The organism is Pseudomonas sp. PONIH3, from assembly GCF_002934345.1.
GTDB classification, from domain to species: domain Bacteria; phylum Pseudomonadota; class Gammaproteobacteria; order Pseudomonadales; family Pseudomonadaceae; genus Aquipseudomonas; species Aquipseudomonas soli.
In genome coordinates, this window is record NZ_CP026386.1 from 4,850,219 (window position 1) to 4,872,620 (window position 22,402).

The 22,402-nt window shown below is 64.3% G+C and carries 19 protein-coding genes; 16 read left to right on the top strand and 3 right to left on the bottom strand.

Annotated features, from left to right (window positions below; genetic code table 11):
* Positions 1-39 precede the first annotated feature (39 nt).
* The 14 genes from hscA to C3F42_RS22620 all read left to right on the top strand — a co-directional run bounded on the left by hscA (position 40) and on the right by C3F42_RS22620 (position 13,896).
* On the top strand, positions 40-1,902 hold the full coding sequence (gene hscA / locus C3F42_RS22555; protein WP_038706771.1) for a Fe-S protein assembly chaperone HscA: 1,863 nt from the start codon (positions 40-42) through the stop codon (positions 1,900-1,902).
* A 3-nt stretch (positions 1,903-1,905) separates the two neighbouring features.
* Positions 1,906-2,247 carry an ISC system 2Fe-2S type ferredoxin gene (gene fdx / locus C3F42_RS22560; protein WP_094011725.1) on the top strand — a complete coding sequence of 114 codons (342 nt, stop codon included), beginning with the start codon at positions 1,906-1,908 and terminating at the stop codon, positions 2,245-2,247.
* A 10-nt stretch (positions 2,248-2,257) separates the two neighbouring features.
* Positions 2,258-2,458 carry a Fe-S cluster assembly protein IscX gene (iscX, locus tag C3F42_RS22565; RefSeq protein ID WP_023630071.1) on the top strand — a complete coding sequence of 67 codons (201 nt, stop codon included), beginning with the start codon at positions 2,258-2,260 and terminating at the stop codon, positions 2,456-2,458.
* Between the two features lie 89 nt (positions 2,459-2,547).
* Complete coding sequence (gene ndk / locus C3F42_RS22570) at positions 2,548-2,973, top strand: nucleoside-diphosphate kinase (RefSeq protein WP_023630072.1); 426 nt, start codon at positions 2,548-2,550, stop codon at positions 2,971-2,973.
* Positions 2,974-3,001: 28 nt separating this feature from the next.
* On the top strand, positions 3,002-4,144 hold the full coding sequence (rlmN, locus tag C3F42_RS22575; RefSeq protein ID WP_023630073.1) for a 23S rRNA (adenine(2503)-C(2))-methyltransferase RlmN: 1,143 nt from the start codon (positions 3,002-3,004) through the stop codon (positions 4,142-4,144).
* Positions 4,145-4,158: 14 nt separating this feature from the next.
* A complete protein-coding gene (gene pilW / locus C3F42_RS22580) occupies positions 4,159-4,920 on the top strand; it encodes a type IV pilus biogenesis/stability protein PilW (RefSeq protein WP_104444934.1) in 762 nt (253 codons plus the stop codon).
* A complete protein-coding gene (locus C3F42_RS22585; protein WP_094011723.1) occupies positions 4,917-5,939 on the top strand; it encodes a RodZ family helix-turn-helix domain-containing protein in 1,023 nt (340 codons plus the stop codon). The genes pilW and C3F42_RS22585 overlap by 4 nt, the downstream gene beginning before the upstream one ends.
* A 3-nt stretch (positions 5,940-5,942) precedes the next feature.
* Positions 5,943-7,052: a flavodoxin-dependent (E)-4-hydroxy-3-methylbut-2-enyl-diphosphate synthase gene (ispG, locus tag C3F42_RS22590; protein WP_023630055.1), complete on the top strand. Its 1,110-nt coding sequence runs from the start codon at positions 5,943-5,945 to the stop codon at positions 7,050-7,052.
* 24 nt (positions 7,053-7,076) lie between these two features.
* Positions 7,077-8,363, top strand: coding sequence for a histidine--tRNA ligase (gene hisS, locus C3F42_RS22595; protein ID WP_038706768.1), 1,287 nt, complete (start codon positions 7,077-7,079; stop codon positions 8,361-8,363).
* 38 nt (positions 8,364-8,401) lie between these two features.
* Positions 8,402-9,043: a tetratricopeptide repeat protein gene (locus tag C3F42_RS22600; RefSeq protein ID WP_038706767.1), complete on the top strand. Its 642-nt coding sequence runs from the start codon at positions 8,402-8,404 to the stop codon at positions 9,041-9,043.
* Complete coding sequence (gene bamB / locus C3F42_RS22605) at positions 9,018-10,187, top strand: outer membrane protein assembly factor BamB (protein WP_094011722.1); 1,170 nt, start codon at positions 9,018-9,020, stop codon at positions 10,185-10,187. Before C3F42_RS22600 ends, bamB begins: the two co-directional genes overlap by 26 nt.
* A 117-nt stretch (positions 10,188-10,304) precedes the next feature.
* Positions 10,305-11,768, top strand: a complete 1,464-nt coding sequence (der, locus tag C3F42_RS22610; RefSeq protein WP_023630727.1) for a ribosome biogenesis GTPase Der — start codon at positions 10,305-10,307, stop codon at positions 11,766-11,768.
* Positions 11,769-11,968: 200 nt separating this feature from the next.
* Entirely contained in the window at positions 11,969-13,117 is a 1,149-nt protein-coding gene (locus C3F42_RS22615) for a pyridoxal phosphate-dependent aminotransferase (RefSeq protein WP_023630728.1), read from the top strand.
* The gene (locus tag C3F42_RS22620) at positions 13,105-13,896 is read left to right on the top strand and encodes an amidohydrolase (protein WP_046854260.1); all 792 of its coding nucleotides are present in this window, start codon (positions 13,105-13,107) and stop codon (positions 13,894-13,896) included. Before C3F42_RS22615 ends, C3F42_RS22620 begins: the two co-directional genes overlap by 13 nt.
* Before the next feature lie 56 nt (positions 13,897-13,952).
* Here the strand turns inward: C3F42_RS22620 and C3F42_RS22625 are convergent, their stop codons facing one another.
* Together C3F42_RS22625 and C3F42_RS22630 are read right to left on the bottom strand one after the other, a co-directional pair.
* Positions 13,953-16,508, bottom strand: coding sequence for a sulfite reductase flavoprotein subunit alpha (locus C3F42_RS22625; RefSeq protein WP_104445332.1), 2,556 nt, complete (start codon positions 16,506-16,508; stop codon positions 13,953-13,955).
* 103 nt (positions 16,509-16,611) lie between these two features.
* Positions 16,612-18,891, bottom strand: coding sequence for a TonB-dependent siderophore receptor (locus C3F42_RS22630; protein ID WP_104444935.1), 2,280 nt, complete (start codon positions 18,889-18,891; stop codon positions 16,612-16,614).
* A 231-nt stretch (positions 18,892-19,122) separates the two neighbouring features.
* On the opposite strand from C3F42_RS22630, the gene C3F42_RS22635 reads away from it, so the two are divergent.
* Positions 19,123-19,803 (top strand): Fe2+-dependent dioxygenase, encoded by a 681-nt coding sequence (locus C3F42_RS22635; RefSeq protein ID WP_023632550.1) that lies wholly within the window; start codon positions 19,123-19,125, stop codon positions 19,801-19,803.
* A gap of 3 nt (positions 19,804-19,806) precedes the next feature.
* Positions 19,807-20,556, top strand: a complete 750-nt coding sequence (locus C3F42_RS22640; RefSeq protein WP_038706763.1) for a tetratricopeptide repeat protein — start codon at positions 19,807-19,809, stop codon at positions 20,554-20,556.
* A 114-nt stretch (positions 20,557-20,670) separates the two neighbouring features.
* Here the strand turns inward: C3F42_RS22640 and C3F42_RS22645 are convergent, their stop codons facing one another.
* Positions 20,671-21,834, bottom strand: coding sequence for a type III PLP-dependent enzyme (locus C3F42_RS22645; RefSeq protein WP_025337787.1), 1,164 nt, complete (start codon positions 21,832-21,834; stop codon positions 20,671-20,673).
* Between the last annotated feature and the right edge of the window lie 568 nt (positions 21,835-22,402).

Here is a 22,402-nt window from a genome sequence, read left to right on the forward strand (position 1 = left end):
GGCGTCACCCGTGATGACGCCTAAGGTACTCAGATAAGCATGGCCCTACTGCAGATCGCCGAACCCGGTCAGAGCCCTCAACCGCACCAGCGCCGCCTGGCGGTGGGCATCGACCTGGGCACCACCAACTCTCTCGTCGCCGCCGTGCGCAGCGGGCGCAGCGAGCCGCTGCCCGATGATCAGGGCCAGGTGATCCTGCCCTCGGCCGTGCGTTATCTCGAAGGCCGCAGCGAAGTAGGCCAGGCTGCCCGTGATGCCGCCTCCAGCGATCCGCTGAACACCATCCTGTCGGTCAAGCGCCTGATGGGGCGCGGCCTGGCCGACGTCAAACAATTGGGCGAGCAACTGCCGTACCGCTTCGTCGGTGGCGAGTCGCACATGCCGTTCATCGACACCGTCCAGGGCCCGAAGAGCCCGGTGGAAGTGTCGGCCGATATTCTCAAGGTACTGCGCCATCGCGCCGAGCAAACCCTCGGCGGCGAACTGGTGGGTGCGGTGATCACCGTGCCGGCATACTTCGACGATGCCCAGCGCCAGGCAACCAAGGATGCCGCCAAACTGGCCGGCCTCAACGTCCTGCGCCTGCTCAACGAGCCTACCGCGGCGGCCGTGGCCTATGGCCTGGACCAGAATGCCGAAGGCCTGGTGGCGATCTACGACCTGGGCGGCGGTACCTTCGATATTTCCATCCTGCGCCTGACCGGCGGTGTCTTCGAGGTGCTGGCCACCGGTGGCGATACCGCCCTGGGCGGCGATGACTTCGACCACGCCATCGCTGGCTGGATCATCGAGCAGGCGGGGCTGTCCTCCGACCTCGACCCAGCCACTCAGCGCCAGCTGCTGCAGGCTGCCTGCGCAGCCAAGGAAGCCCTGACCGACGCCGACGTGGTCGGTGTCAGCCACGGCGCCTGGCAGGGCGAGCTGAGCCGGGCGGCTTTCGACGCCATGATCGAGCCATTGGTCGCCCGCAGCCTCAAGGCCTGCCGTCGTGCCGTGCGTGACAGCGGCGTCGAGCTCGAAGAAGTCGGCGCGGTGGTCATGGTCGGCGGTTCGACCCGAGTGCCACGCGTGCGCGAGGCGGTCGGCGCACTGTTTGGCCGTACCCCGCTGACCTCGATCGACCCCGACCAGGTGGTGGCCATCGGAGCCGCGATCCAGGCCGACACCCTGGCCGGCAATCGTCGCGAAGGTGGCGAGCTGTTGCTGCTGGACGTCATTCCGCTGTCGCTCGGCCTCGAGACCATGGGCGGGCTGATGGAGAAGGTGATCCCGCGCAACACCACCATCCCGGTGGCCCGCGCCCAGGAGTTCACCACTTACAAGGATGGCCAGTCGGCCATGATGATCCACGTCCTGCAGGGTGAGCGCGAGCTGATCAGCGATTGCCGCTCGCTGGCACGCTTCGAGCTGCGCGGCATCCCGGCGATGGTGGCCGGTGCGGCGAAGATCCGCGTGACCTTCCAGGTCGACGCCGACGGCCTGCTCAGCGTCGCGGCCCGCGAGCTGGGCTCGGGCGTGGAATCGAGCATCCAGGTCAAGCCATCCTATGGCCTGACCGACGGCGAGATCGCCCGCATGCTCAAGGATTCGTTCGAGCATGCCGGCTCCGACAAGCACGCGCGCCAGTTGCGCGAGCACCAGGTCGACGCCGAGCGCCTGCTCGAAGCGGTGCAGGGCGCCCTGGACGCCGATGGCGAACGCCTGCTCAGCAGTGACGAGCGCGAAGCGATCGAATTCCAGATGCAGGAACTACGTGATTTGCTGAGCGGCACCGATGGCGCCGCCATCGAGCAACAGACCAAGCGTCTGTCGCAGGTGACCGATGCATTTGCCGCCCGTCGCCTTGATTCGACGGTCAAAGCCGCACTGGCCGGGCGCAACCTGAATGAGATCGAGGAGTAATCGATGCCGCTGGTGACATTCCTGCCGCATGAGAAGTTCTGCCCCGAAGGGCTGACCGTGGAAGTGCCGTCCGGGACCAATATCCTGGAGCTGGCCCACGACCATCACATCGAGATGGAAAGCGCCTGCGGTGGCGTCAAGGCCTGCACCACCTGCCATTGCATCATCCGCAAGGGCTTCGACTCCCTTGAGGAGGCCGATGAGCTGGAGGAAGACATGCTGGACAAGGCCTGGGGCCTGGAGGCGCAGTCGCGCCTGGGTTGCCAGGTGGTCGTCGGCGAAGAGGACCTCACCATCGAGATCCCCAAATACTCGCTCAACCACGCCGCAGAAGCGCCGCACTGAGGTTTTGTACATGAGTCTGAAATGGGTTGATGTACTTGAGATCGCCATCCAGCTTGCGGAAAGCAAGCCTGAGGTCGATCCTCATTACGTGAATTTCGTCGATCTGCGCGCCTGGGTGATGGCGCTGCCTGAATTCGATGACGATCCGTCGCGTTGCGGTGAGAAGGTTCTCGAGGCCATCCAGGCGGCCTGGATCGACGAAGCCGACTGAACGCACGCTGCAGGTTAGGCAATCCCCTGGAACCCGCGTATAATTCGCGGGTTTAATTTTTCGCAACACTCAATATTCTGGAGTTTTCCATGGCTGTTCAACGTACTTTCTCCATCATCAAGCCTGACGCAGTTGCCAAGAACGTCATTGGCGAGATCACCACTCGCTTCGAGAAAGCCGGCCTGCGCGTCGTCGCTTCGAAAATGAAGCAGCTGTCCAAAGCCGAAGCCGAAGGCTTCTACGCTGAGCACAAAGAGCGCGGCTTCTTCGGTGACCTGGTTGCCTTCATGACTTCGGGCCCTGTTGTTGTGCAGGTTCTGGAAGGCGAAAACGCCATTCTGGCCAACCGTGAGCTGATGGGCGCCACCAACCCTAAAGAAGCTGCTGCCGGCACCATCCGTGCTGACTTCGCCGAGTCGATCGACGCCAACGCCGTTCACGGTTCGGACTCCGAAGCTGCCGCTGCTCGCGAAATCGCTTACTTCTTCGCTGCTACCGAGGTAACCACTCGCTAAGCGAAGGCTTACGAGTGAGGGTGAATCCATGACGACATCGACTGACAAGATCAACCTGCTGGGGCTGACCCTGGCGGAAATGGAACAGTTCTTCGACTCAATCGGGGAGAAGCGCTTCCGTGCCGGTCAGGTGATGAAATGGATTCACCATTATGGTGTCGATGATTTCGCCGCCATGACGAACGTCGGCAAGGTCTTGCGCGAAAAGCTCGAGGCCGTTGCCGAGATTCGGGGCCCGGAAGTGGTCAGCGAAGATATTTCCGCCGACGGTACCCGCAAGTGGGTGGTCCGCGTTGCCTCTGGCAGCTGCGTCGAGACCGTCTACATCCCCACCGACGATCGCGGCACCCTCTGCGTGTCGTCGCAAGCCGGCTGCGCCCTGGACTGCAGTTTCTGCTCCACCGGCAAGCAAGGCTTCAACAGCAACCTCACCGCCGCCGAAGTGATAGGCCAGGTGTGGCTTGCCAACAAATCCTTCGGGACCGTCCCGGCCAAGATCGACCGCGCGATTACCAACGTGGTCATGATGGGCATGGGCGAACCCCTGCTGAATTTCGACAATGTCATCGCCGCCATGAAGATCATGATGGAAGATCTGGGCTATGGCATTTCCAAGCGTCGCGTGACCCTGTCCACCTCGGGCGTGGTACCGATGATCGACGAGCTGGCCAAGCACATCGACGTGTCCCTGGCCCTGTCGCTGCACGCGCCGAACGACGAGCTGCGTAACAAGCTGGTGCCGATCAACAAGAAGTACCCGCTGAAGATGCTGCTGGATTCGTGCATGGGCTACATGTCCACCCTCGGCGGCAAGCGCGTGCTGACCATCGAGTACACCCTGCTCAAGGACGTCAACGACCAGCCCGAGCACGCCGCGCAGATGATCGAGCTGCTGCGTGATGTGCCGTGCAAGATCAACCTGATCCCGTTCAACCCGTTCCCGCACTCCGGCTACGAGCGGCCGAGCAACAATGCCATCCGCCGCTTCCAGGACCTGCTGCATCACGGCGGCTTCAACGTGACCACGCGCACCACCCGCGGTGATGACATCGACGCCGCGTGCGGTCAGCTGGTGGGCCAGGTCAACGACCGGACCCGGCGTAGCGAGCGCTACATCGCCGTACGTCAGCTGGCTGCCGACGAGCCGCAAGACAGCGCCGTGCGCCCCTGACGAGCCACTGCCCCATGAGCCTGCGCACCGCGCTGTCGATCCTGACGCTTTCGCTGCTGGCCGGCTGCGTGTCCGGCGGCGCGGGTGATCCCCTGGGCAACCGCCAGGGGCGCGAAGCGGCCCGGCAGGCCTATGTGCAGTTGGGCCTAGGGTATTTGCAACAAGGTTTGACCGAACGCGCCAAGGTTCCCTTGGCCAAGGCCCTGGCCCTCGATGCCCGTGACGCCGACGCCCATGCCGCGCTCGCCCTGGTATTCCAGGCCGAGGATGAGCCCGCCCTGGCCGGCGAGCATTTCGAAAAAGCCCTGGCCATCCGCCCGGATGACACGCGAATCCGCAACAACTACGGCGGTTTCCTATATGCTCAGGGCCATTTCGACGAAGCCCACGCGATGTTCCTCCAGGCTGCCGCCGATACCCTGTATCCTGAGCGTTCGCGCGTCTACGAGAACCTCGGGCTCACCGCCTTGAAGCGCGGGCAGGGCGCTCAGGCCCGCGAATATCTGGAAAAGGCCCTTCGGCTCAATCAGCGGCAACCGAAGGCTTTGCTCGAAATGGCTGAGTTGTCCTACGAAAACAGGCATTATGTGCCGGCCCGGAATTACTACGATCGATTCAGCCAGCTGAGCGACCAGAATGCCCGCAGCCTGCTGCTGGGCCATCGCCTGGCACTTGCCCTTGACGAGCAGGGCACCGCAGCCCGCTTGGGCCAGCAATTACAACGACTTTATCCCGGTACGCCGGAATATCAGCAATACCTGTCGGAGCAACGATGAAAGCCGCGCACACTGAAGTAGCAGCAGCGACTCGCCAGAACCCCGGTGACGTCTTGCGCCAGGCCCGCGAAAACCGCGATTGGAGCCAGGCTGAGGTCGCTCGCAAGCTCAACCTCACGGTATCTTCGCTGAACAACCTGGAAAACGGCGCCTTCGACAAGCTGCCCGGGCATACCTTCGCCCGTGGCTACATCCGCGCCTATGCCAAGCTGATGGACATGGACCAGGCGCCCCTGGTCGAGGCCTTCGACCAGATCACCGGGACCCACGCCAAAGGCAGTGAGGTGCATGCTCTCGGCCGCATCGAAGAGCCGGTGCGCCTGTCGCACAACATCCTGCGCGTGGTCAGCCTGTTGCTGCTGGTCGCCGTGGTCGGCGGTGGTTTCTTCTGGTGGCAGGACCAGAGCAGCCTGCGCGGCAAGGACCTGGCCAAGATCGCCCTGGAGCACGTCGAGGTCGAGAGCGCCGACGGCACCACGCAGATTCACCCGCTGGACGAACCGGAAGACCAGGCCGTGAGCGAGGGCCAGCAGGCCGAAGGCCAGGCCCTGCCGCTGGAACCGAGCAGTGCCGAGCAGGCGCCGGTCGCTGAGGCCCAGGCGCCAGTCGTCTCCGTTGCGCCTGCCACGCCAGCCACCAGCGCCGCGCCGACTGCCGCCGCGCCTGTGGCACCGGTTGTCGCGCCAGCCACCCCCGCCGTGCCTGCCGCCACCGCGCCAGCCGCCGCCGCTGCGGTCGCACCGACTGCACCCGCTGAAGCCGCACCGGCCCCGGCCGGCAGCGCCAAGGTTCATATCCAATTCACCGCCGATTGCTGGACCCAGGTCACCGACGGCAACGGCAAGGTGCTGTTCAGCGCCATCAAGCGCAAGGGCGACAGCCTGGAACTGACCGGCAAGCCACCGTTCGCGGTGCGCCTGGGCTTCGCCCGCGGCGCCCAGGTGAGCTACAACGGCCAGGCGGTCGATGTCGCCCCGTTCACCAGTGGCGAAACCGCTCGCCTGAAGTTGGGACAGTAATTCATGCACGGCGAATCTCCGATCAAACGTCGCGAATCCCGCAAGATCTGGGTCGGCAATGTGCCGGTGGGTGGTGATGCGCCCATCGCGGTGCAGAGCATGACCAACACCGACACCAACGATGTCGCGGCCACCGTGGCGCAGATCCAGCGCCTGGTCGATGCCGGCGTGGACATCGTCCGTGTCTCGGTGCCGGACATGGACGCAGCCGAAGCCTTCGGCAAAATCAAGAAACTGGTCAGCGTGCCGCTGGTCGCCGACATTCACTTCGACTACAAGATCGCTCTGCGCGTGGCCGAGCTGGGTGTCGACTGCCTGCGCATCAACCCTGGCAACATTGGCCGTGAAGACCGTGTGCGCGCCGTGGTCGATGCCGCCCGCGACCGTGGTATCCCGATCCGCATCGGCGTCAACGCCGGCTCCCTGGAAAAGGACCTGCAGAAGAAGTACGGCGAGCCGACCCCGGCGGCGCTGGTCGAATCGGCCCTGCGTCACGTCGAGCACCTCGACCGCCTGGATTTCCAGGACTTCAAGGTCAGCGTCAAGGCCTCCGACGTGTTCATGGCCGTCGAAGCCTATCGCCTGTTGGCCAGGCAGATCATCCAGCCGCTGCACCTGGGCATCACCGAAGCCGGTGGCCTGCGCTCGGGGACGGTGAAATCCGCCGTCGGCCTAGGTATGCTGCTGGCCGAAGGCATCGGTGACACCATCCGCATTTCCCTGGCCGCCGATCCGGTCGAGGAAGTGAAGGTCGGCTACGACATCCTCAAGTCGCTGCACCTGCGTTCCCGTGGCATCAACTTCATCGCCTGCCCGAGCTGCTCGCGGCAGAACTTCGATGTGGTCAAGACCATGAACGAACTGGAAGGGCGCCTGGAGGACCTGCTGGTGCCGCTGGACGTGGCGGTGATCGGTTGCGTGGTCAACGGCCCGGGCGAAGCCAAGGAATCGCACGTGGGCTTGACCGGCGGCACGCCGAACCTGGTGTACATCGACGGCAAGCCATCGCAGAAGCTGAACAACGACAACCTGGTCGACGAGCTGGAAAAGCTCATTCGCCAGAAAGCGGCCGAGAAGGCCGAGGCCGACGCGGCGCTGATCGCCCGCGGCTGAGACACAGATTCGTAAGGACTATTCGTGAGCAAATCGCTGCAAGCCATCCGTGGCATGAACGACATCCTGCCCGACCAGTCGCCGCTGTGGCGCTACTTCGAGGGCACCGTGGCTGGCTTGCTGGACAGCTACGGCTACAGCCAGATCCGCACGCCGATTGTCGAGTTCACCGAGCTGTTCAAGCGCTCGATCGGTGAAGTCACCGATATCGTCGAGAAGGAGATGTACACCTTCCAGGATAACAAGGACTCGCTTACCTTGCGCCCGGAAGGCACCGCCGCTTGCGTGCGCGCAGTGCTCGAACACGGCATCATCGGTAATGGCCAGGTGCAGAAGCTCTGGTACGTGGGCCCGATGTTCCGCCACGAGCGCCCGCAACTGGGACGCTACCGGCAGTTCCACCAGATCGGTGTCGAGGTGTTCAACCTGGCCGGCCCGGATATCGACGCCGAACTGATCATGCTCACCTGGCGCCTCTGGGCGTTGCTGGGTATCCAGGACGCAGTGACCCTGGAGCTCAACAGCCTTGGCACCAGCGAAGCCCGCGGGCGTTATCGCGATGCACTGGTGGAGTTCCTGTCCCAGCGCATTGATCAGCTGGACGAAGACAGCCAGCGCCGCCTGAAGAGCAATCCGCTGCGTATCCTCGACAGCAAGAACGCAGGCACCCAGGCCGCCCTGGTGGGCGCGCCGAAGCTCGAAGAGTACCTGGACGAAGAGTCCCGCGTGCATTTCGAGGGTGTGAAGGCGCGTCTTGACGCTGCTGGCATCCCGTTCGTGATCAATACCAAGCTGGTACGCGGCCTGGACTACTACAGCAAGACCGTATTCGAGTGGGTTACCGACAAGCTCGGTGCCCAAGGCACGGTCTGCGCCGGCGGGCGTTACGACGGCTTGGTCGAGCAGATGGGCGGCAAGCCGACCGCTGGCGTTGGCTTTGCCATGGGTATCGAGCGCCTGCTGCTGCTGATCGAAACCCTCGGCCAGGTGCCTGAGTCGATCAGCCGTACCATCGACGTCTACCTGTGCGCCTTTGGGGAGCAGGCCGAGCTTGCCGGGCTGAAGATCAGCGAGCAGCTGCGTGATCGTCTGCCGAACCTGCGCCTGGCGGTCAACGCCGGTGGCGGCAACTTCAAGAACCAGTTCAAGAAGGCCGACAAGAGCGGCGCGCTGTTCGCCCTGATCCTCGGCGACGACGAGCTGGCCAAGCAAGAGATTGGCGTGAAGCCCCTGCGTGGCCAGGGCGAACAACAGAACATTGCCTGGGATGCGCTTGCTGCGCACCTGGAAACCGCGATCGCCCAGGCGTGATGCGGTCCGACAACGAATAGGCGAATAGGAGTATTGGGGTGTCGAGTACCGATGATGAAGGCCTGGCAGCGGCCAAGGACTGGTGGAACCGCAACGGCAAGCCACTGCTGACCGGCGCCCTGCTGGCCGGTGTGGTGGTGATGGGCTGGCAGACCTGGCACAAGTACCAGGCCAACCAGTCCCAAGGCGCTTCGGCGCTGTACCAGGCCCTGCTGGAAACCTCGCTGACGCCGGATGGCAAGCCTGACGCGAGCAAGGTGGCGGAGCTTTCCGGCAAGCTCAAGAGCGAGTTCGGCGGCACTGCCTACGCCCAGTACGGCAGCCTGTTCGTCGCCAAGGTGGCGGTCGAGAGCGGCAAGCTGGACGACGCGGCGAGCGAACTCAAGAGCGTGATGGACAAGCCGGCTGACGCCACCCTGAGCGAGATTTCGCGCCAGCGCCTGGCCCGTGTGCTCGCGGCACAGGACAAGGCCGAGGACGCCCTCAAGCTGCTCGACGGCGACACCGACAAGGCCTTCCTGGCCAGCCGTGAAGAACTCAAGGGCGACCTGCTGGTGCAGCTGGGCCGCGCCGACGACGCGCACGGCGCCTACGAAAAAGCCAAGGCCGCGCTGTCCGACGACGCCGCGATCGGTGGCCTGCAACTGAAGCTGGATGACCTGGCCAAAGGGGACGCCTGAAGTGAAGGGTTGGAAACAAGCAGCAGTGCTCACCCTCGCCGTCCTGGCGGCGGGTTGCAGCAGCAACAGCAAGAAGGAACTGCCCCCGGCCGAGCTGACCAAGTTCACCGAGGAAGTGGTACTGAAGAAGCAGTGGAGCCGTTCGATCGGTGACGGCCAGGGTGAGACCTACAACACCCTGGTGCCGGCCATCGAGAACGACCGCATCTACGCTTCCGACGTCAACGGCGAAGTCTTCGCGCTGAACCGCATCACCGGTGACGTGGTGTGGAAGAAGGACCTCGAGCTGCCGGTTTCCGGCGCCGTGGGCGTGGGCTATGGCCTGGTCATGCTGGGTACCCTGAAGGGCGAGGTCATTGCCCTGGACTCCAGCACCGGCGAGGAGCGCTGGCGCTCGCGCGTCTCCAGCGAAGTGCTGGCACCGCCCGCCAACAATGGTGACGTGGTGGTGGTGCAGACCCAGGACGACCGCCTGGTCGGCTTCGACGCCGCCACGGGTGACCGTCGCTGGATCTACGAGAACAGCCCGGCCGTACTGACCCTGCGCGGTACCGGTGCGCCGGTGGTGACCAACCGCCTGGCCGTTGCCGGCCTGTCCACCGGCAAGGTGGTGGCGGTCGACATCAGCAACGGCGTGCCAGTGTGGGAAAGCCGCGTGGCTGTGCCGCAGGGCCGTTCCGAGCTGGACCGCGTGGTAGACATCGACGGCGGCCTGCTGCTGTCCGGTGGCACCCTGTACGTCAGCACCTACCAGGGCCGCGTCGCCGGCCTGGACCTGGAAAGCGGCCGAGTGCTGTGGCAGCGCGATGCCTCCAGCTACGTGGGTGTCGCCCAGGGCTTCGGCAACGTCTATGTCAGCGAAGCGTCGGGCACCGTGCAGAGCGTCGACGAGCGTTCTTCCAGCTCGCTGTGGAGCAACGACTCCATGGCCCGCCGTCAGCTGTCGGCGCCGGAAGTTTTCTCCAGCTATGTGGCCGTCGGTGACTTCGAGGGTTACCTGCACCTGCTCAGCCAGGTCGATGGCCGTTTCGTCGGCCGTGAGCGTATCGACAGCGATGGCCTGCGCGCCCGCCCACTGGTGGTCGGCGACACCATCTATGTCTTCGGCAACAGCGGCAAACTCGAGGCACTGACCATCCGCTGAAGCTATGCTTGGGCCCGTTCGCGGGCTCAGGTTGCGGCGTAGGAAACGCCGCCCGAACTCCGGCCGCTGCCTTGCAGCGGCCTTTGCATTTTCAAGAATTCAAGAGTGGAGAGCCGCATGGTTCCCGTAATCGCCCTGGTGGGCCGCCCCAACGTCGGCAAATCCACCATGTTCAACCGCCTGACCAAGACCCGCGATGCCATCGTCGGTGACCTGTCGGGCCTGACCCGTGACCGCCAGTATGGTGATGCCAGCTGGCAGGGTCGTTCCTACATCCTGATCGACACCGGCGGTATCACCGGTGACGAGGTGGGCATGGACGAGAAGATGGCCGAGCAGTCGCTGATGGCCATCGAGGAAGCCGACTACGTGCTGTTCCTGGTTGATGCCCGGGCCGGCATGACCGCCGCCGACCAGATGATCGCCGATCACCTGCGCAAGCGGAACAAGGAAGCGATCCTGGTCGCCAACAAGATCGACAACATCGATCCCGATATCGCCCGCGCCGAGTTCTCGCCGCTGGGCATGGGCAACGCCATCCCGGTGGCGGGCTCCCAGGGCCGCGGCATCAACGCCCTGATGGAGTCTCTGCTCGGCCATATTCCCCGTGATCCCGAGGAAGAAGCCCTCGACGAGGATGTCGCCGAAGGCGAAGAAGCCACGCGCATCCCCGGCCCGAGCGAGAAAGACGGTATCAAGATCGCCATCATCGGCCGCCCCAACGTTGGCAAGTCGACCCTGGTCAACCGCATGCTCGGCGAAGAGCGCGTAGTGGTGTACGACCAGCCGGGCACCACCCGCGACAGTATCTACATTCCGTTCGAGCGTGATGGCGAGAAGTACACCTTCATCGACACCGCCGGTGTGCGCAAGCGCGGCAAGATCCACGAGGAAGTCGAAAAGTTCTCGGTGGTGAAGACCCTGCAGGCGATCAAGGACGCCAACGTGGTGATCTTCGTCATGGACGCCCGCGAAGGCGTGGTCGACCACGACCTCAACCTGCTGGGCTTCGCCCTCGACGCCGGCCGCGCCGTGGTCATCGCCCTGAACAAGTGGGACGGCATGGAGCCGGGCGAGCGCGACTACGTGAAGACTGAGCTGGAGCGCCGGCTGTTCTTCGTCGACTTCGCCGACATCCACTTCATCTCGGCGCTGCACGGCACCGGCGTGGGCCATCTGTACAAGTCGGTGCAGGCCGCGTTCAAGTCGGCGGTCACCCGCTGGCCGACCAGCCGCCTCACGCAGATCCTCGAAGACGCCATCAGCGTGCACCAGCCGCCGTTGGTCAACGGCCGCCGCATCAAGCTGCGCTATGCCCACCTCGGTGGCGCCAACCCGCCGCTGATCGTGATCCACGGCAACCAGACCGACAAGATCCCCAACTCCTACTCGCGTTACCTGGAGAACACCTACCGCCGGGTGCTCAAGCTGGTCGGCACGCCGATCCGTATCGAGTACAAGGGTGGTGACAACCCGTTCGAGGGCAAGAAGAACACCCTCACCGATCGCCAGGTCAACAAGAAGCGCCGCCTGATGTCGCACCACAAGAAGGCCGAGAAGAAGCGCCGCGACAAGCGCTGATTCCGTGCTGGCTTCATCGCCGGCTAGCCGGCTCCCACAGCGTAAGCACAAGCCACAATACCTGTGGGAGCCGGCTTGCCGGCGATAGGGCTCTTTGATCCACCGCAATCCCCCTATTGTTTCAACCTTTTTCCTGACCGCTCGTTCCGCTATGCTCGGATCCACCCCCGTGCCGGACAAACCCCAGGAAAGAGGGCTCCATGATCCGCAGCAAACTGCCGAACGTCGGCACGACCATCTTCACCACCATGTCGCAACTGGCCATGCAGACCGGTGCGCTCAATCTGTCTCAGGGCTTCCCTGACTTCAACGGCCCCCAGGCCCTGCTCGATGCCGTTGGCCGCCACGTGGCCGCCGGGCATAACCAGTATTCGCCGATGACTGGCCTGCCAGCCCTGCGCCAGCAGGTTGCGGCCAAGATCGCCCGGCTGTATGGCGTGGCAGTGGATGCCGACCAGGAAGTGACCATCACCCCCGGCGCCACCGAGGCGATCTTCTGCGCGATCCAGGCGGTGATCCACCCCGGTGACGAGGTGATCGTCTTCGACCCCAGCTACGACAGCTACGAGCCGTCGGTGGAACTGGCCGGTGGCCGCTGCGTGCATGTGCCGCTGCGCGACGGCAGCTTCAGCATCGACTGGCAGAAGTTCAGCGATGCGTTGAGCCCGCGCACGCGCATGGTCATCCTCAATTCGCCGCACAACCCCAGCGGCGCGTTGATCAACCGCGACGACCTGGACCAGCTGGCCGCGTTGATCGGCAACCGCGATATCTACCTGGTCAGCGACGAAGTCTACGAGCACCTGATCTACGACGGTGTGCGCCACGCCAGCGTGCTGGCCCACGCGCAGTTGTACAGCAAAGCCTTCGTCATCAGCTCGTTCGGCAAGACCTACCACGTCACCGGCTGGAAAACCGGCTACGTGGTCGCGCCACCGGCCCTCAGCGCCGAATTGCGCAAGGTGCACCAGTACGTCAACTTCTGCGGCGTCACGCCCTTGCAGTGCGCGTTGGCCGACTTCATGGCCGAGCACCCTGAGCACATCGACGAACTGCCGGCCTTCTACCAGGCCAAGCGCGACCTGTTCTGCGATTTACTGCAGGCCTCGCGTTTCACCTTCACCCGCACCCCGGGCACCTATTTCCAACTGGTGGACTATTCGCAGATTCGCCCCGACCTGAACGATGTCGACATGGCGCTGTGGCTGACCCGTGAGCATGGCGTGGCCAGCATCCCGGTGTCGGTGTTCTACCAGCAACCCATCCCCGAGCAACGCCTGGTACGCCTGTGCTTTGCCAAACGCGAGGAGACGCTGCGCCAGGCAGCGGAAAGACTATGCGCGATTTGAGCCAACTGCCGAACCTGAAAATCGCCCTGGTGCAGACCACCCTGGCCTGGCACGACCGGGAGGCGAACTACGCGCACTTCGAGGAACTGATCACCCAGGCCGGTGAGGTGGACCTGGTGGTCCTGCCGGAAATGTTCACCACCGGGTTTTCGATGGAGTCCGAAAGCCTGGCCGAGCCGGAAAACGGCCCGACCTACAAATGGCTCAAGGCCCAGGCGAAGAAAGCCAACGCCGTGATCACCGGCAGCGTGATCATCCAGGCCGCCGACGGCAGCCATCGCAACCGGCTGCTGTGGGCGCGGCCCGATGGCGAGATCCTGCACTACGACAAGCGCCACCTGTTCCGCATGGCCGGTGAGCACAAGCACTACACCCCGGGCGAGCGCCAGGTGCAGTTCGAGCTCAAGGGCTGGCGGATTCGCCCGCTGATCTGCTACGACCTGCGTTTCCCGGTGTGGAGCCGCGATGCCCAGGACACCGACCTGCTGCTGTACACCGCCAACTGGCCGGCGGCGCGGCGCCTGCACTGGAACCGGCTGCTGCCGGCACGGGGCATCGAGAACCTGTGCTTCGTGGCAGCGGTGAACCGGGTCGGCACCGATGGCAAGGGCTTCGCCTACTCCGGCGACAGCCAGGTGCTGGACTTCCAGGGTGAGAGCCTGCTCAGCGCGGGCGAGGCCGACGGGGTGTTCACCGTGGTGCTGCGGGCGGCGGAGCTGGCCGCGTATCGGGCGCGGTTCCCGGCCAACATGGATGCCGATACCTTCGAATTGCATTGACCCCATCGCAGGGCAAGTCGGGACGGCGCCCCGACTTGCCCTGATGCTTTATTCAGTCAGTACACATCCCGCCGATAGCGCCCATCCTCGATCAGCTGCTGCACCCGCACCTCACCAAGCATGCCCTGCAGCGCTGCATCAACGCCGGCAGCCATGCCGTGCAAACTGCCGCAGACATACACGCAAGCACCGTCATCGACCCAGCGCTTGAACTCGGCGGCCTGCTGCAACAGCACGTCCTGCACGTAGATCTTCTCTGCCTGGTCCCGTGAGAAAGCCAGGTCCAGCCGCTGCAGGTCGCCGCTTGCCACCCAGCCTTGCAGTTCTTCACCGCACAGCAGGTCGTGCGCCCGGTTTCGCTCACCGAACAGCAGCCAGTTGCGCTGCTCACCCGCCGCGATGCGCGCCTTGAGCAGGCTGCGCAGGCCAGCCAGGCCAGTGCCGTTACCGATCAGCACCAGGGGGACCGATCCGCCGGGCAGGTGGAAGCCGCTGTTGCGACGCAGGCGTGCGCTGACGCTGCCATCGAGTGGCAGATACTCGGTCAGCCAGCCGGAACCCAGGCCCAGGCTGCCATCGGTGTGGCGCTCCTGGCGCACGATCAGCTCCAGCGCGCCGTCGCTGGCGATGGATGCAATCGAGTATTCGCGGGCGGCCAGCGGGATCAGGGCATCGACCAGCGCCTGGGCATGCAGGCCGACCAGGTGTTCGCGGCCGACCGGTAGCTGGCGGCTGGCCAGGGCCTGCGCCAGGCTTTCCTGCAGGCCGTCGAGTTGCACCGGGCAACGAGGGTCGAGGCCCAGGCCTGCCAGGAAGGCATCGACACGGGGCTGGCCATTGCGCGGCAGGATCTCGATCAGGTCGCCTGCTTCCCAGGTTGCGGGCATTTGCGCCTGCAGGCCCAGCAGGTAGACCGGCGCGCCCTGGCTGCCCGGGTTGAGCAGTTCACGGCGCAGCAGGCGCCAGTTGCCGAAGCTCGGTGGTTGCCAGGCAGCGACCGGAAGAGTGCCGGTCAGTTGCGTCAGTTCCTGTTGCCACAGCGCAAGCGCGGCAGGGTCGGCATTGTCCACTTCCACCGGGCTGAAGGCGCAGGTGGCGCCGCGCTCGCCGAGCCAGGCCTGGAGGCGGCGGGCGAAGCCGCAGAAGTGCGGGTACTGGCGGTCACCCAGGGCGAGCAGGGCGTAGTCCAGGTGCTCCAGCGCCCACGGCTGGCCGAGGACCTTGCGCTCGAAGCCGCGGGCACTGTCCGGGGCTTCACCGTCGCCGAAAGTGCTGACCACGAACAGTGCGCGGTTGGCATTGCGTAATTGGGCTTCGCCCAGCTCGGCCAGCGGACGGACCTGCACCGGCAAGCCGGCAGCTTGTAGCTGGCCGGCGCTCTGCCAGGCCAGCTGTTCGGCGAAACCGCTCTGGCTGGCGAAACCGATCAGCCAGCTGTCGCCGGCGTTGCCCTGATCACCCACCGCGCCACGGGCGGCGCGTACCTGGCGTTTCTTGCGGCGGCGGTCGAGGTACAGCAACCAGCCGGTGACGAAGAACAGCGGCATGGTCAGGCTGGCGAGGGTGACGATGATGCGCCCGGGCAGGCCGAAGTACTCGCCGACGTGCAGGGCATAGACGCTTTGCAGCAGTTGCGCCTTGAACGACTTGTCGGCATAGCGTTCGTGACGCTTGACCTGACCGCTGGCCGGGTCGAGGGTCAGGGTGTTGAAGGCCCGCTCGTGCTCGGCGCCCCGCAGCAGGTAGAACAGCGTCGCGGGCTGGCCGCCGGCCGGTGGCAGGCGCAGGTTGTAGGTGGCCAGGTCCGGGCCTGCAGCTGCCTTGAGGTTGGCCCAGATGGCGTCATAGTCCACCACCCGAGGCGGGGCGTTCTTGTCCACTTTGGGCGGGCCATGACGACCGCCACGGCCTTCGCCGCGTTTCTGCTCGCCCGCCGCAGGCTGGTCGGCCAGCAGGCGGTTGAGGCCCGCGCGGTACCACTCGTAGGACCAGAACAGCCCGGTCAGGGCGAACAGCAGGTAGAACAGCAGGCACCAAGTGCCGAACACCGCGTGCAGGTCCCAGTTGAAGGCGCGGCCTTTCTTTGCCCAGTCGAGGGTCAGCCAGGTCCGCCAGTTCAGGGCCTTGCGCGGCCAGCGCAGGTACAGCCCGGAGAGGCAGAAGAAGATCAGCATCAGGGTGCAGGCGCCGGTGATCTGCCGGCCGGTGTCGCCCATGGCCAGGAACCGGTGCAGGTTGAGCATGAGGTTGAAAAAGCCAAGGCCTGCGACTTCACCCTTGAGCTCGCCGGTGTACGGGTCGGCATAGCGCAGCGCGCCACGGCGCTCGCCGGGGGCCGGGGTGAAGAAGATCCGCGCCGCGTTGCCGTCGCGGGTATCGACCCAGAGCATGGAGATCTGGTCGCCTTGCGCGGCCTCGACCCGACGCACCAGCTCGGCCGGCGGCAGCACGCCTTCCTGGCGTACCTCGACCTTGAGCACCTCGGCGTTGAACGCGCGCAGCAGTTCTTCCTGGAATGACCAGATCGCGCCGGTGATGCCCATCAGCGCCAGAACCAGGCCGGCGGTGATGCCAAGCAACCAGTGCAATTGGAACAGCGTCTTCTTCACCACATCGATCACCTTGGTCTTGCCGCCAGCAACTGCGCGGCGTGCATTATGCCTTGATACGCAAAAGCCCCGTTCAATCGATTGAACGGGGCCTGGGGTGCGGCTTTTAGAAGTGGACGCTGGTGGTCAGCAATGCCGTTCGTCCCGCTGCCTGGTTGGCGAAGTGGGTGGAGAACGCCTTGTCGTAGTACACCTCGTTGGTGAGGTTCTGCACGTTCAACTGCAGGTCGATGTTCTTGGTCAGCTTGTAGGCCGCCATGGCGTCGTAGCGCACGTAGCTGTCGACCATGGTGGTGTTGGCCACGCTGCCGTAGACGTCGTCGACATAGAAGGCGCCGCCACCGACTGTCAACTTGGGCGTCAGCTGGTAGGTGGTCCACAGGCTGGCGCTGTTGTTCGGCGTGTTGGGCAGCTGGTTGCCGTCGTTGGCCTTGCCCAGCGGGCCACCGTCGATCTGGCGGGCCTGCATGTAGGTGTAGCCGGCGAACACCTGCCACTTGTCGGTCAGCTTGCCGCTGGCCGACAGCTCGATGCCTTGCACGCGGGTTTCACCGACGTTCTCGTAGGTGTTGGTGTTGACCTGGACCCGGGCGTTTTCCTTCTCGGTGCGGAACAGCGCCGCTGCCAGGGACAGGCGCTGGTCGAGCAGGTCCCACTTGGTGCCGAGCTCGTAGTTGGTGGTTTCTTCCGGCTCCATGTCACTGCCCAGCAGGTTGCCGGAGCGGTCGGTGGTGTTGCCCAGCGGGTTGCCTTCGGTACCTTCGCCGAGCATGGCGCCAGGCGGCGTGGCCGAGGTGGCATAGGACACATAGATGCTGCCGTTGTCGGCTGGCTTCCACACCAGGCCCAGCTGGCCGGTGATGAACTCGCTGGTGTCCTGGCCCTTGGCGGGCACGCCCTTGGCGCTCACCGCGGTGCTGCCGTCGGCATTGTAGCCACGGTAGTCGGTGTCGAAGTGGTCATAGCGCAGGCCCATGTTGAGCAGCCACTGCGGGGTCAGCTCCAGGGTGTCGAACACGTAGAGTGCGCGGGTCTTGCTGCTGGTCTTGGTGCCGGCGTAGTTGCGCGCGACGGTGCCGACCCAGGCATCGTCCGGGTTCGGGTTGTCCAGCGAGGTGCAGCTGCCGCCGCTGCCCGGCCCGGTGCAGGTGAGCTTGCTGTTGGGGGTGACAGTGTAGCTCTGGCGGTCGGACTCTTCCTTGGTGAACTCGACGCCGGTGGAGAAGCTGTTCTTCAGGCCGCCCAGGTAGAACTCGCCGAACAGGTCGGTCTGGTTGGTGGTGGTGGCGGTGTTGCCCACACGGGTGTTGGCGCGACGCCAGACGCCGTTGTTGTTGACGTTGCCGGCGCTGTCGTCAGGCTGGGTCAGCACATAGTCCTGCATGCTGTTGCCGTGGCGCAGGGTGTTCTTGATGGTCAGCGTGTCGGACAGGTCGTGCTCGATGGCGAAGGTCGCGATATCGACACGGGTCTTGCGGAAGTCGCGGCCGGTCAAGCCGTAGAAGTTGTCGCTGTCGCCGCCGTCCACCGGTTTGTCCGGATGGGCAGAGGTGCGTGCGGTGCTGCCAGCCCGTGGCACGCTGTAGGGGATGCCCGAATCCGGCAGGTCGTCGCTTTCCAGGTGGTAGTAGTCGAGATTGACGCGGGTCGGCGTGCCCAGGCCGAACGCCAGCGACGGGGCGATGCCCCAGCGGTCGTAGTTGACCTTGTCGCGGCCGGCGACGTTGCTCTCGTGGGTCATCAGGTTCAGGCGCCCGGCGACGCTGTCGCTGAACTGGTAGTTGCCGTCGAAGGTGTAACGCTGGGTCTGGTCGCTGCCCCAGGTCCAGGCGCCGTCCAGCGAGTTGCCCAGGTGCGCGCGCTTGCTCACCAGGTTGATGGTGCCGCCGGCTGCACCGCGGCCACCAATGGCCGAGTTCGGCCCCTTGGCCACTTCGACAGACTCGATGGCGAAGATTTCGCGGGTCTGGGCGCCGGTGTCACGCACGCCGTCCAGGTAGGTGTCGCCCTGGGCGTCGAAGCCGCGGATGAAGGGGCGATCGCCCTGCGGGTTGCCGCCTTCGCCGGCGCCGAAAGTGATCCCGGGCACAGTGCGCAGGGCGTCCTGCAGGGACATGGCGTTGGTGTCCTTGATCACCTGCTGGGGAATTACCGTGATCGAGCGCGGCGTGTCCACCAATGGCGCGGTGTACTTCTGCGACGAGGCCTTGTCGACCCTGTACTCGGTGCTTGCCTGTTCGGCCTTGCCATTGACGCTGGTGGCGTCGAGGGTGATGGCGTTGCTGGCGGCCGGGTCGGCGGCATATGCCGAGGTGGCGGTGATCGCCATGCCGATGGCGGAGGCGAGCAGACGTGGTGAACTCACAGCAGATGGCACGTGACGCATTGTTGTAGACCTTCCCCAAGGTATGAAGGCCGCGGATGTTAATGTAAGCGAATGTAAGGAACAATTGAGAAGCGTTACCATTCGCCGGAAATTTACATTCTTTACAATTTGGCGTTACGGTTTTAACGGTCTCGTGCGTCTTGCCCTGGTGAAAGGGGGGTGAAAGGGGCTTGTGGTGAGTAAAAGGTAATCAATATCATTGACGCCCCTATCGCTCTCGGTGCCGTCGCCATGCTGCTTCACATCCCAGGCCTGTTCGAGGCCGATGAAATCCTGCGCATTCGCGAGGCCCTGGAGCAGGCCGACTGGGCCGATGGCAAGATCACCGCCGGATACCAGTCGGCCAAGGCCAAGCACAACCTGCAGTTGCCCGAGGGCCATGCGCTGGCCAAGGAAATCGGCAGTGCGTTGATCGAGCGGCTGTGGCGCAACCCGTTGTTCATGTCCGCGGCGCTGCCGCACAAGGTGTACCCGCCGCTGATCAACTGCTATCGCGAGGGCGGCAGCTTCGACTTCCATATCGACAATGCCCTGCGCCAGCCCAAGGGCAGCCCGGAGCGCGTGCGTACCGACCTGTCCTCGACGCTGTTTCTCAGCGACCCGGACAGCTACGACGGCGGCGAACTGGTGATCCAGGACACCTACGGCGTGCGCCAGGTCAAGCTGGCCGCCGGCGACCTGGTGCTGTACCCCGGCACCAGCCTGCACAAGGTCAACCCGGTCACCCGCGGGGCGCGCTATGCGGCGTTCTTCTGGACCCAGAGCCTGGTGCGCGAGGACAGCCAGCGCACCTTGCTGTTCGAGATGGACAATGCCATCCGCCATCTCGGCGCCGATGTGCCGGAGCACCCGTCGCTGCTGCAACTGACGGGCACCTACCACAACCTGCTGCGCCGCTGGGCCGAGGTCTGAGCCGTGTCTTATCAATTGCGCCGTGAGGAAGTGGTGGATGTCGCCGGGCTGAAGGCGATGCTCGAGCACAGCCCGGGGCAGGCCGCGCAGGCGATCCTCACGGCGGCAGGGCAGGGGGCGGTCGAGGCGCAGCTGTTGCTCGGGCAGATCCTGCTCGATGGGCGCGGTATCGAAGAGGATGCCACCGTGGCCCGCCGTTGGTTCGCCATTGCCGCCCAGGGCGGCAGCGCCATGGCCCACAACATGCTTGGCCGTTGCCTCGAGCACGGCTGGGGGGGCGAGGTGGATCTCGCCCAGGCAGCCATTCACTATGCCCGGGCGGCCGACGCCGGGCTGGACTGGGGGATGTACAACCTGGCCAACCTGTTGGCCACCGGTCGTGGGGTGGCGGCCAACCAGTCCCAGGCGTTGATGTGCTACGAGAAAGCCGCGCAGTTGGGGCATGCCAAGTCGATGAACCTGTATGGGCGGTATCTGGAGCAGGGCATTGCCACCGCCGCGAGCCCGGTGCGGGCCATGCGCTGGTACCGGCGTTCTGCCGAGGCGGGGGATTTCCGCGGGATGTTCAGCCTGGCGCTGGTGCTGGTCGAGCGGGGGCAGATAGCCGAGGCCGGGCCTTGGCTGGACCGGGCCAGGGTCGAGGGCAACCTGAATTTCCTGCGCAGTGCGCTGGCGACGTTGCAGGGGGCGGGGCCGGTCTTGATGGCTTTTGCGGCGCGTTATGCCGAAGAGATCGAACAGCGTGGTACTTGAGTATGTCTGTTCCGGTCATATCGTGGGGCAAGCCCGCTTCCACGGGTATTCACGACGGGCGTGGGCTTGCCCCGCGATAGAATTGAAAACGGGGCCTTGCGGCCCCGTTGTGCATTACAGGTAGTAAGCCTTCAGCGGCGGGAAACCGTTGAACTCCACCGCGCTGTAGCTGGTGGTGTAGGCACCGGTGGACAGCCAGTACAGGCGGTCGCCGATGGCCAGGTTCAGCGGCAGGCCATACTTGTAGTTCTCGTACATGATGTCGGCGCTGTCGCAGGTCGGGCCGGCGATCACCACTTCCTCGGCCTCGCCTTTCTTCTCGGTCCAGATCGGGAACTTGATCGCCTCGTCCATGGTTTCGATCAGGCCGGAGAACTTGCCCACGTCGGTGTAGATCCAGCGCTCGACGGCAGTGCGCGACTTGCGTGCCACCAGCACCACTTCACTGACCAGGATGCCGGCGTTGGCGATCAGCGAACGGCCAGGCTCGAGGATGATTTCCGGCAGGTCGTCGCCGAAGTCTTCCTTGAGGAAGCGGATGATCTCCTCGGCGTAGGTCTCGAGGCTGTTGGTGCGGGTGATGTAGTTGGCCGGGAAGCCGCCGCCCATGTTGATCAGCTTCAGCTCGATGCCGTCTTCTTCCTTCAGGCGCTCGAAAATCACCTTGACCTTGGCGATGGCCGCGTCCCACACGCTGATATCGCGCTGTTGCGAGCCGACGTGGAAGGAGATGCCGTAAGGCACCAGGCCCAGGTCGCGGGCGAGGATCAGCAGGTCCATGGCCATGTCGGTCTGGCAGCCGAACTTGCGCGATAGTGGCCAGTCGGCGGTGGTGGAGCCTTCGGTAAGAATACGCACATAGACTTTCGAGCCCGGCGCGGCCTTGGCGATGTTGCGCAGGTCGGCCTCGGAATCGGTGGCGTACAGGCGCACGCCTTTCTCGTAGAAGTAGCGGATGTCCTTGGACTTCTTGATGGTATTGCCGTAGCTGATACGGTCCGCGCTGACGCCGCGGCCGAGCACCTTGTCCAGTTCATAGATCGAGGCGATGTCGAAGCTCGAGCCCTTTTCCTTCAGCAGGTCGATGATCTCGACCGCAGGGTTGGCCTTGACCGCGTAGTAGACCTTGGCGAATTCGAACCCGGCGCGCAGGTCGTCATAGGCCTGGCTGATCATCTGGGTATCGATGAGAACGAACGGGGTTTCCTGCTTGTCGGCGAACGCCTTCATTTTCTGGAAGGTGTCACGCGCAAAGTAGTCTTCGACCTGGATCGACATGCTCAGGGGCTCCATGGGCAAACTGAAAAGATAAGTGGCAGCAACTGAACGTCCTCCGTATCCCCACTTTGGTTCGCCTACTTCCCAAGGCATGTCGCCGAAAGCAAAAAGGTCAGTCGTGCCGGAAAAGGCGGATGACCTTGCTGTCTCGTCGTCAGTACTTGAGCCGGATGGATCGTTTCCAGCATGGACGTTCGGCGCGCACTTTAGGACGTGAAAACGGCAATATCAACAGGCAATCCCGGGGTGCTCGTCGCCTGTCGCGGAGCTGCCGTTGTGATAACCGACTGATGTGCGCCCGGTAGGTTCCTGAAAAGGCCACCAGCGTAAAAAATTGTGGAATAGGTGGCGATCTGGCCGCGATCGGCTGACAGCTTCATTCTTTGCATGATGGCTCTGGTTTCGCTGCGAAAGGGCGGAGGAAACCCTGGGTGACCGTTTGTCGGGGTTTGAGGCAGAGCGGCGAATGGTTACGGAGTGTTCAAATTTATGGCCACATGCTCAGCCCGGTTTTTACCGCAAAATTGGCCATAAATTTTTTGTTACGCAGAGCCCGTCGTGGCCATTG

What these genes read in the sequence shown, in the direction of transcription:
- hscA (WP_038706771.1), top strand. Translation starts at nt 40, where the DNA reads ATGGCCCTACTGCAGATCGCCGAACCCGGTCAGAGCCCTCAACCGCAC.
- fdx (WP_094011725.1), top strand. Translation starts at nt 1,906, where the DNA reads ATGCCGCTGGTGACATTCCTGCCGCATGAGAAGTTCTGCCCCGAAGGG.
- iscX (WP_023630071.1), top strand. Translation starts at nt 2,258, where the DNA reads ATGAGTCTGAAATGGGTTGATGTACTTGAGATCGCCATCCAGCTTGCG.
- ndk (WP_023630072.1), top strand. Translation starts at nt 2,548, where the DNA reads ATGGCTGTTCAACGTACTTTCTCCATCATCAAGCCTGACGCAGTTGCC.
- rlmN (WP_023630073.1), top strand. Translation starts at nt 3,002, where the DNA reads ATGACGACATCGACTGACAAGATCAACCTGCTGGGGCTGACCCTGGCG.
- pilW (WP_104444934.1), top strand. Translation starts at nt 4,159, where the DNA reads ATGAGCCTGCGCACCGCGCTGTCGATCCTGACGCTTTCGCTGCTGGCC.
- C3F42_RS22585 (WP_094011723.1), top strand. Translation starts at nt 4,917, where the DNA reads ATGAAAGCCGCGCACACTGAAGTAGCAGCAGCGACTCGCCAGAACCCC.
- ispG (WP_023630055.1), top strand. Translation starts at nt 5,943, where the DNA reads ATGCACGGCGAATCTCCGATCAAACGTCGCGAATCCCGCAAGATCTGG.
- bamB (WP_094011722.1), top strand. Translation starts at nt 9,018, where the DNA reads ATGACCTGGCCAAAGGGGACGCCTGAAGTGAAGGGTTGGAAACAAGCA.
- der (WP_023630727.1), top strand. Translation starts at nt 10,305, where the DNA reads ATGGTTCCCGTAATCGCCCTGGTGGGCCGCCCCAACGTCGGCAAATCC.
- C3F42_RS22615 (WP_023630728.1), top strand. Translation starts at nt 11,969, where the DNA reads ATGATCCGCAGCAAACTGCCGAACGTCGGCACGACCATCTTCACCACC.
- C3F42_RS22620 (WP_046854260.1), top strand. Translation starts at nt 13,105, where the DNA reads ATGCGCGATTTGAGCCAACTGCCGAACCTGAAAATCGCCCTGGTGCAG.
- C3F42_RS22630 (WP_104444935.1), bottom strand. Translation starts at nt 18,891, where the DNA reads ATGCGTCACGTGCCATCTGCTGTGAGTTCACCACGTCTGCTCGCCTCC.
- C3F42_RS22635 (WP_023632550.1), top strand. Translation starts at nt 19,123, where the DNA reads ATGCTGCTTCACATCCCAGGCCTGTTCGAGGCCGATGAAATCCTGCGC.
- C3F42_RS22645 (WP_025337787.1), bottom strand. Translation starts at nt 21,834, where the DNA reads ATGTCGATCCAGGTCGAAGACTACTTTGCGCGTGACACCTTCCAGAAA.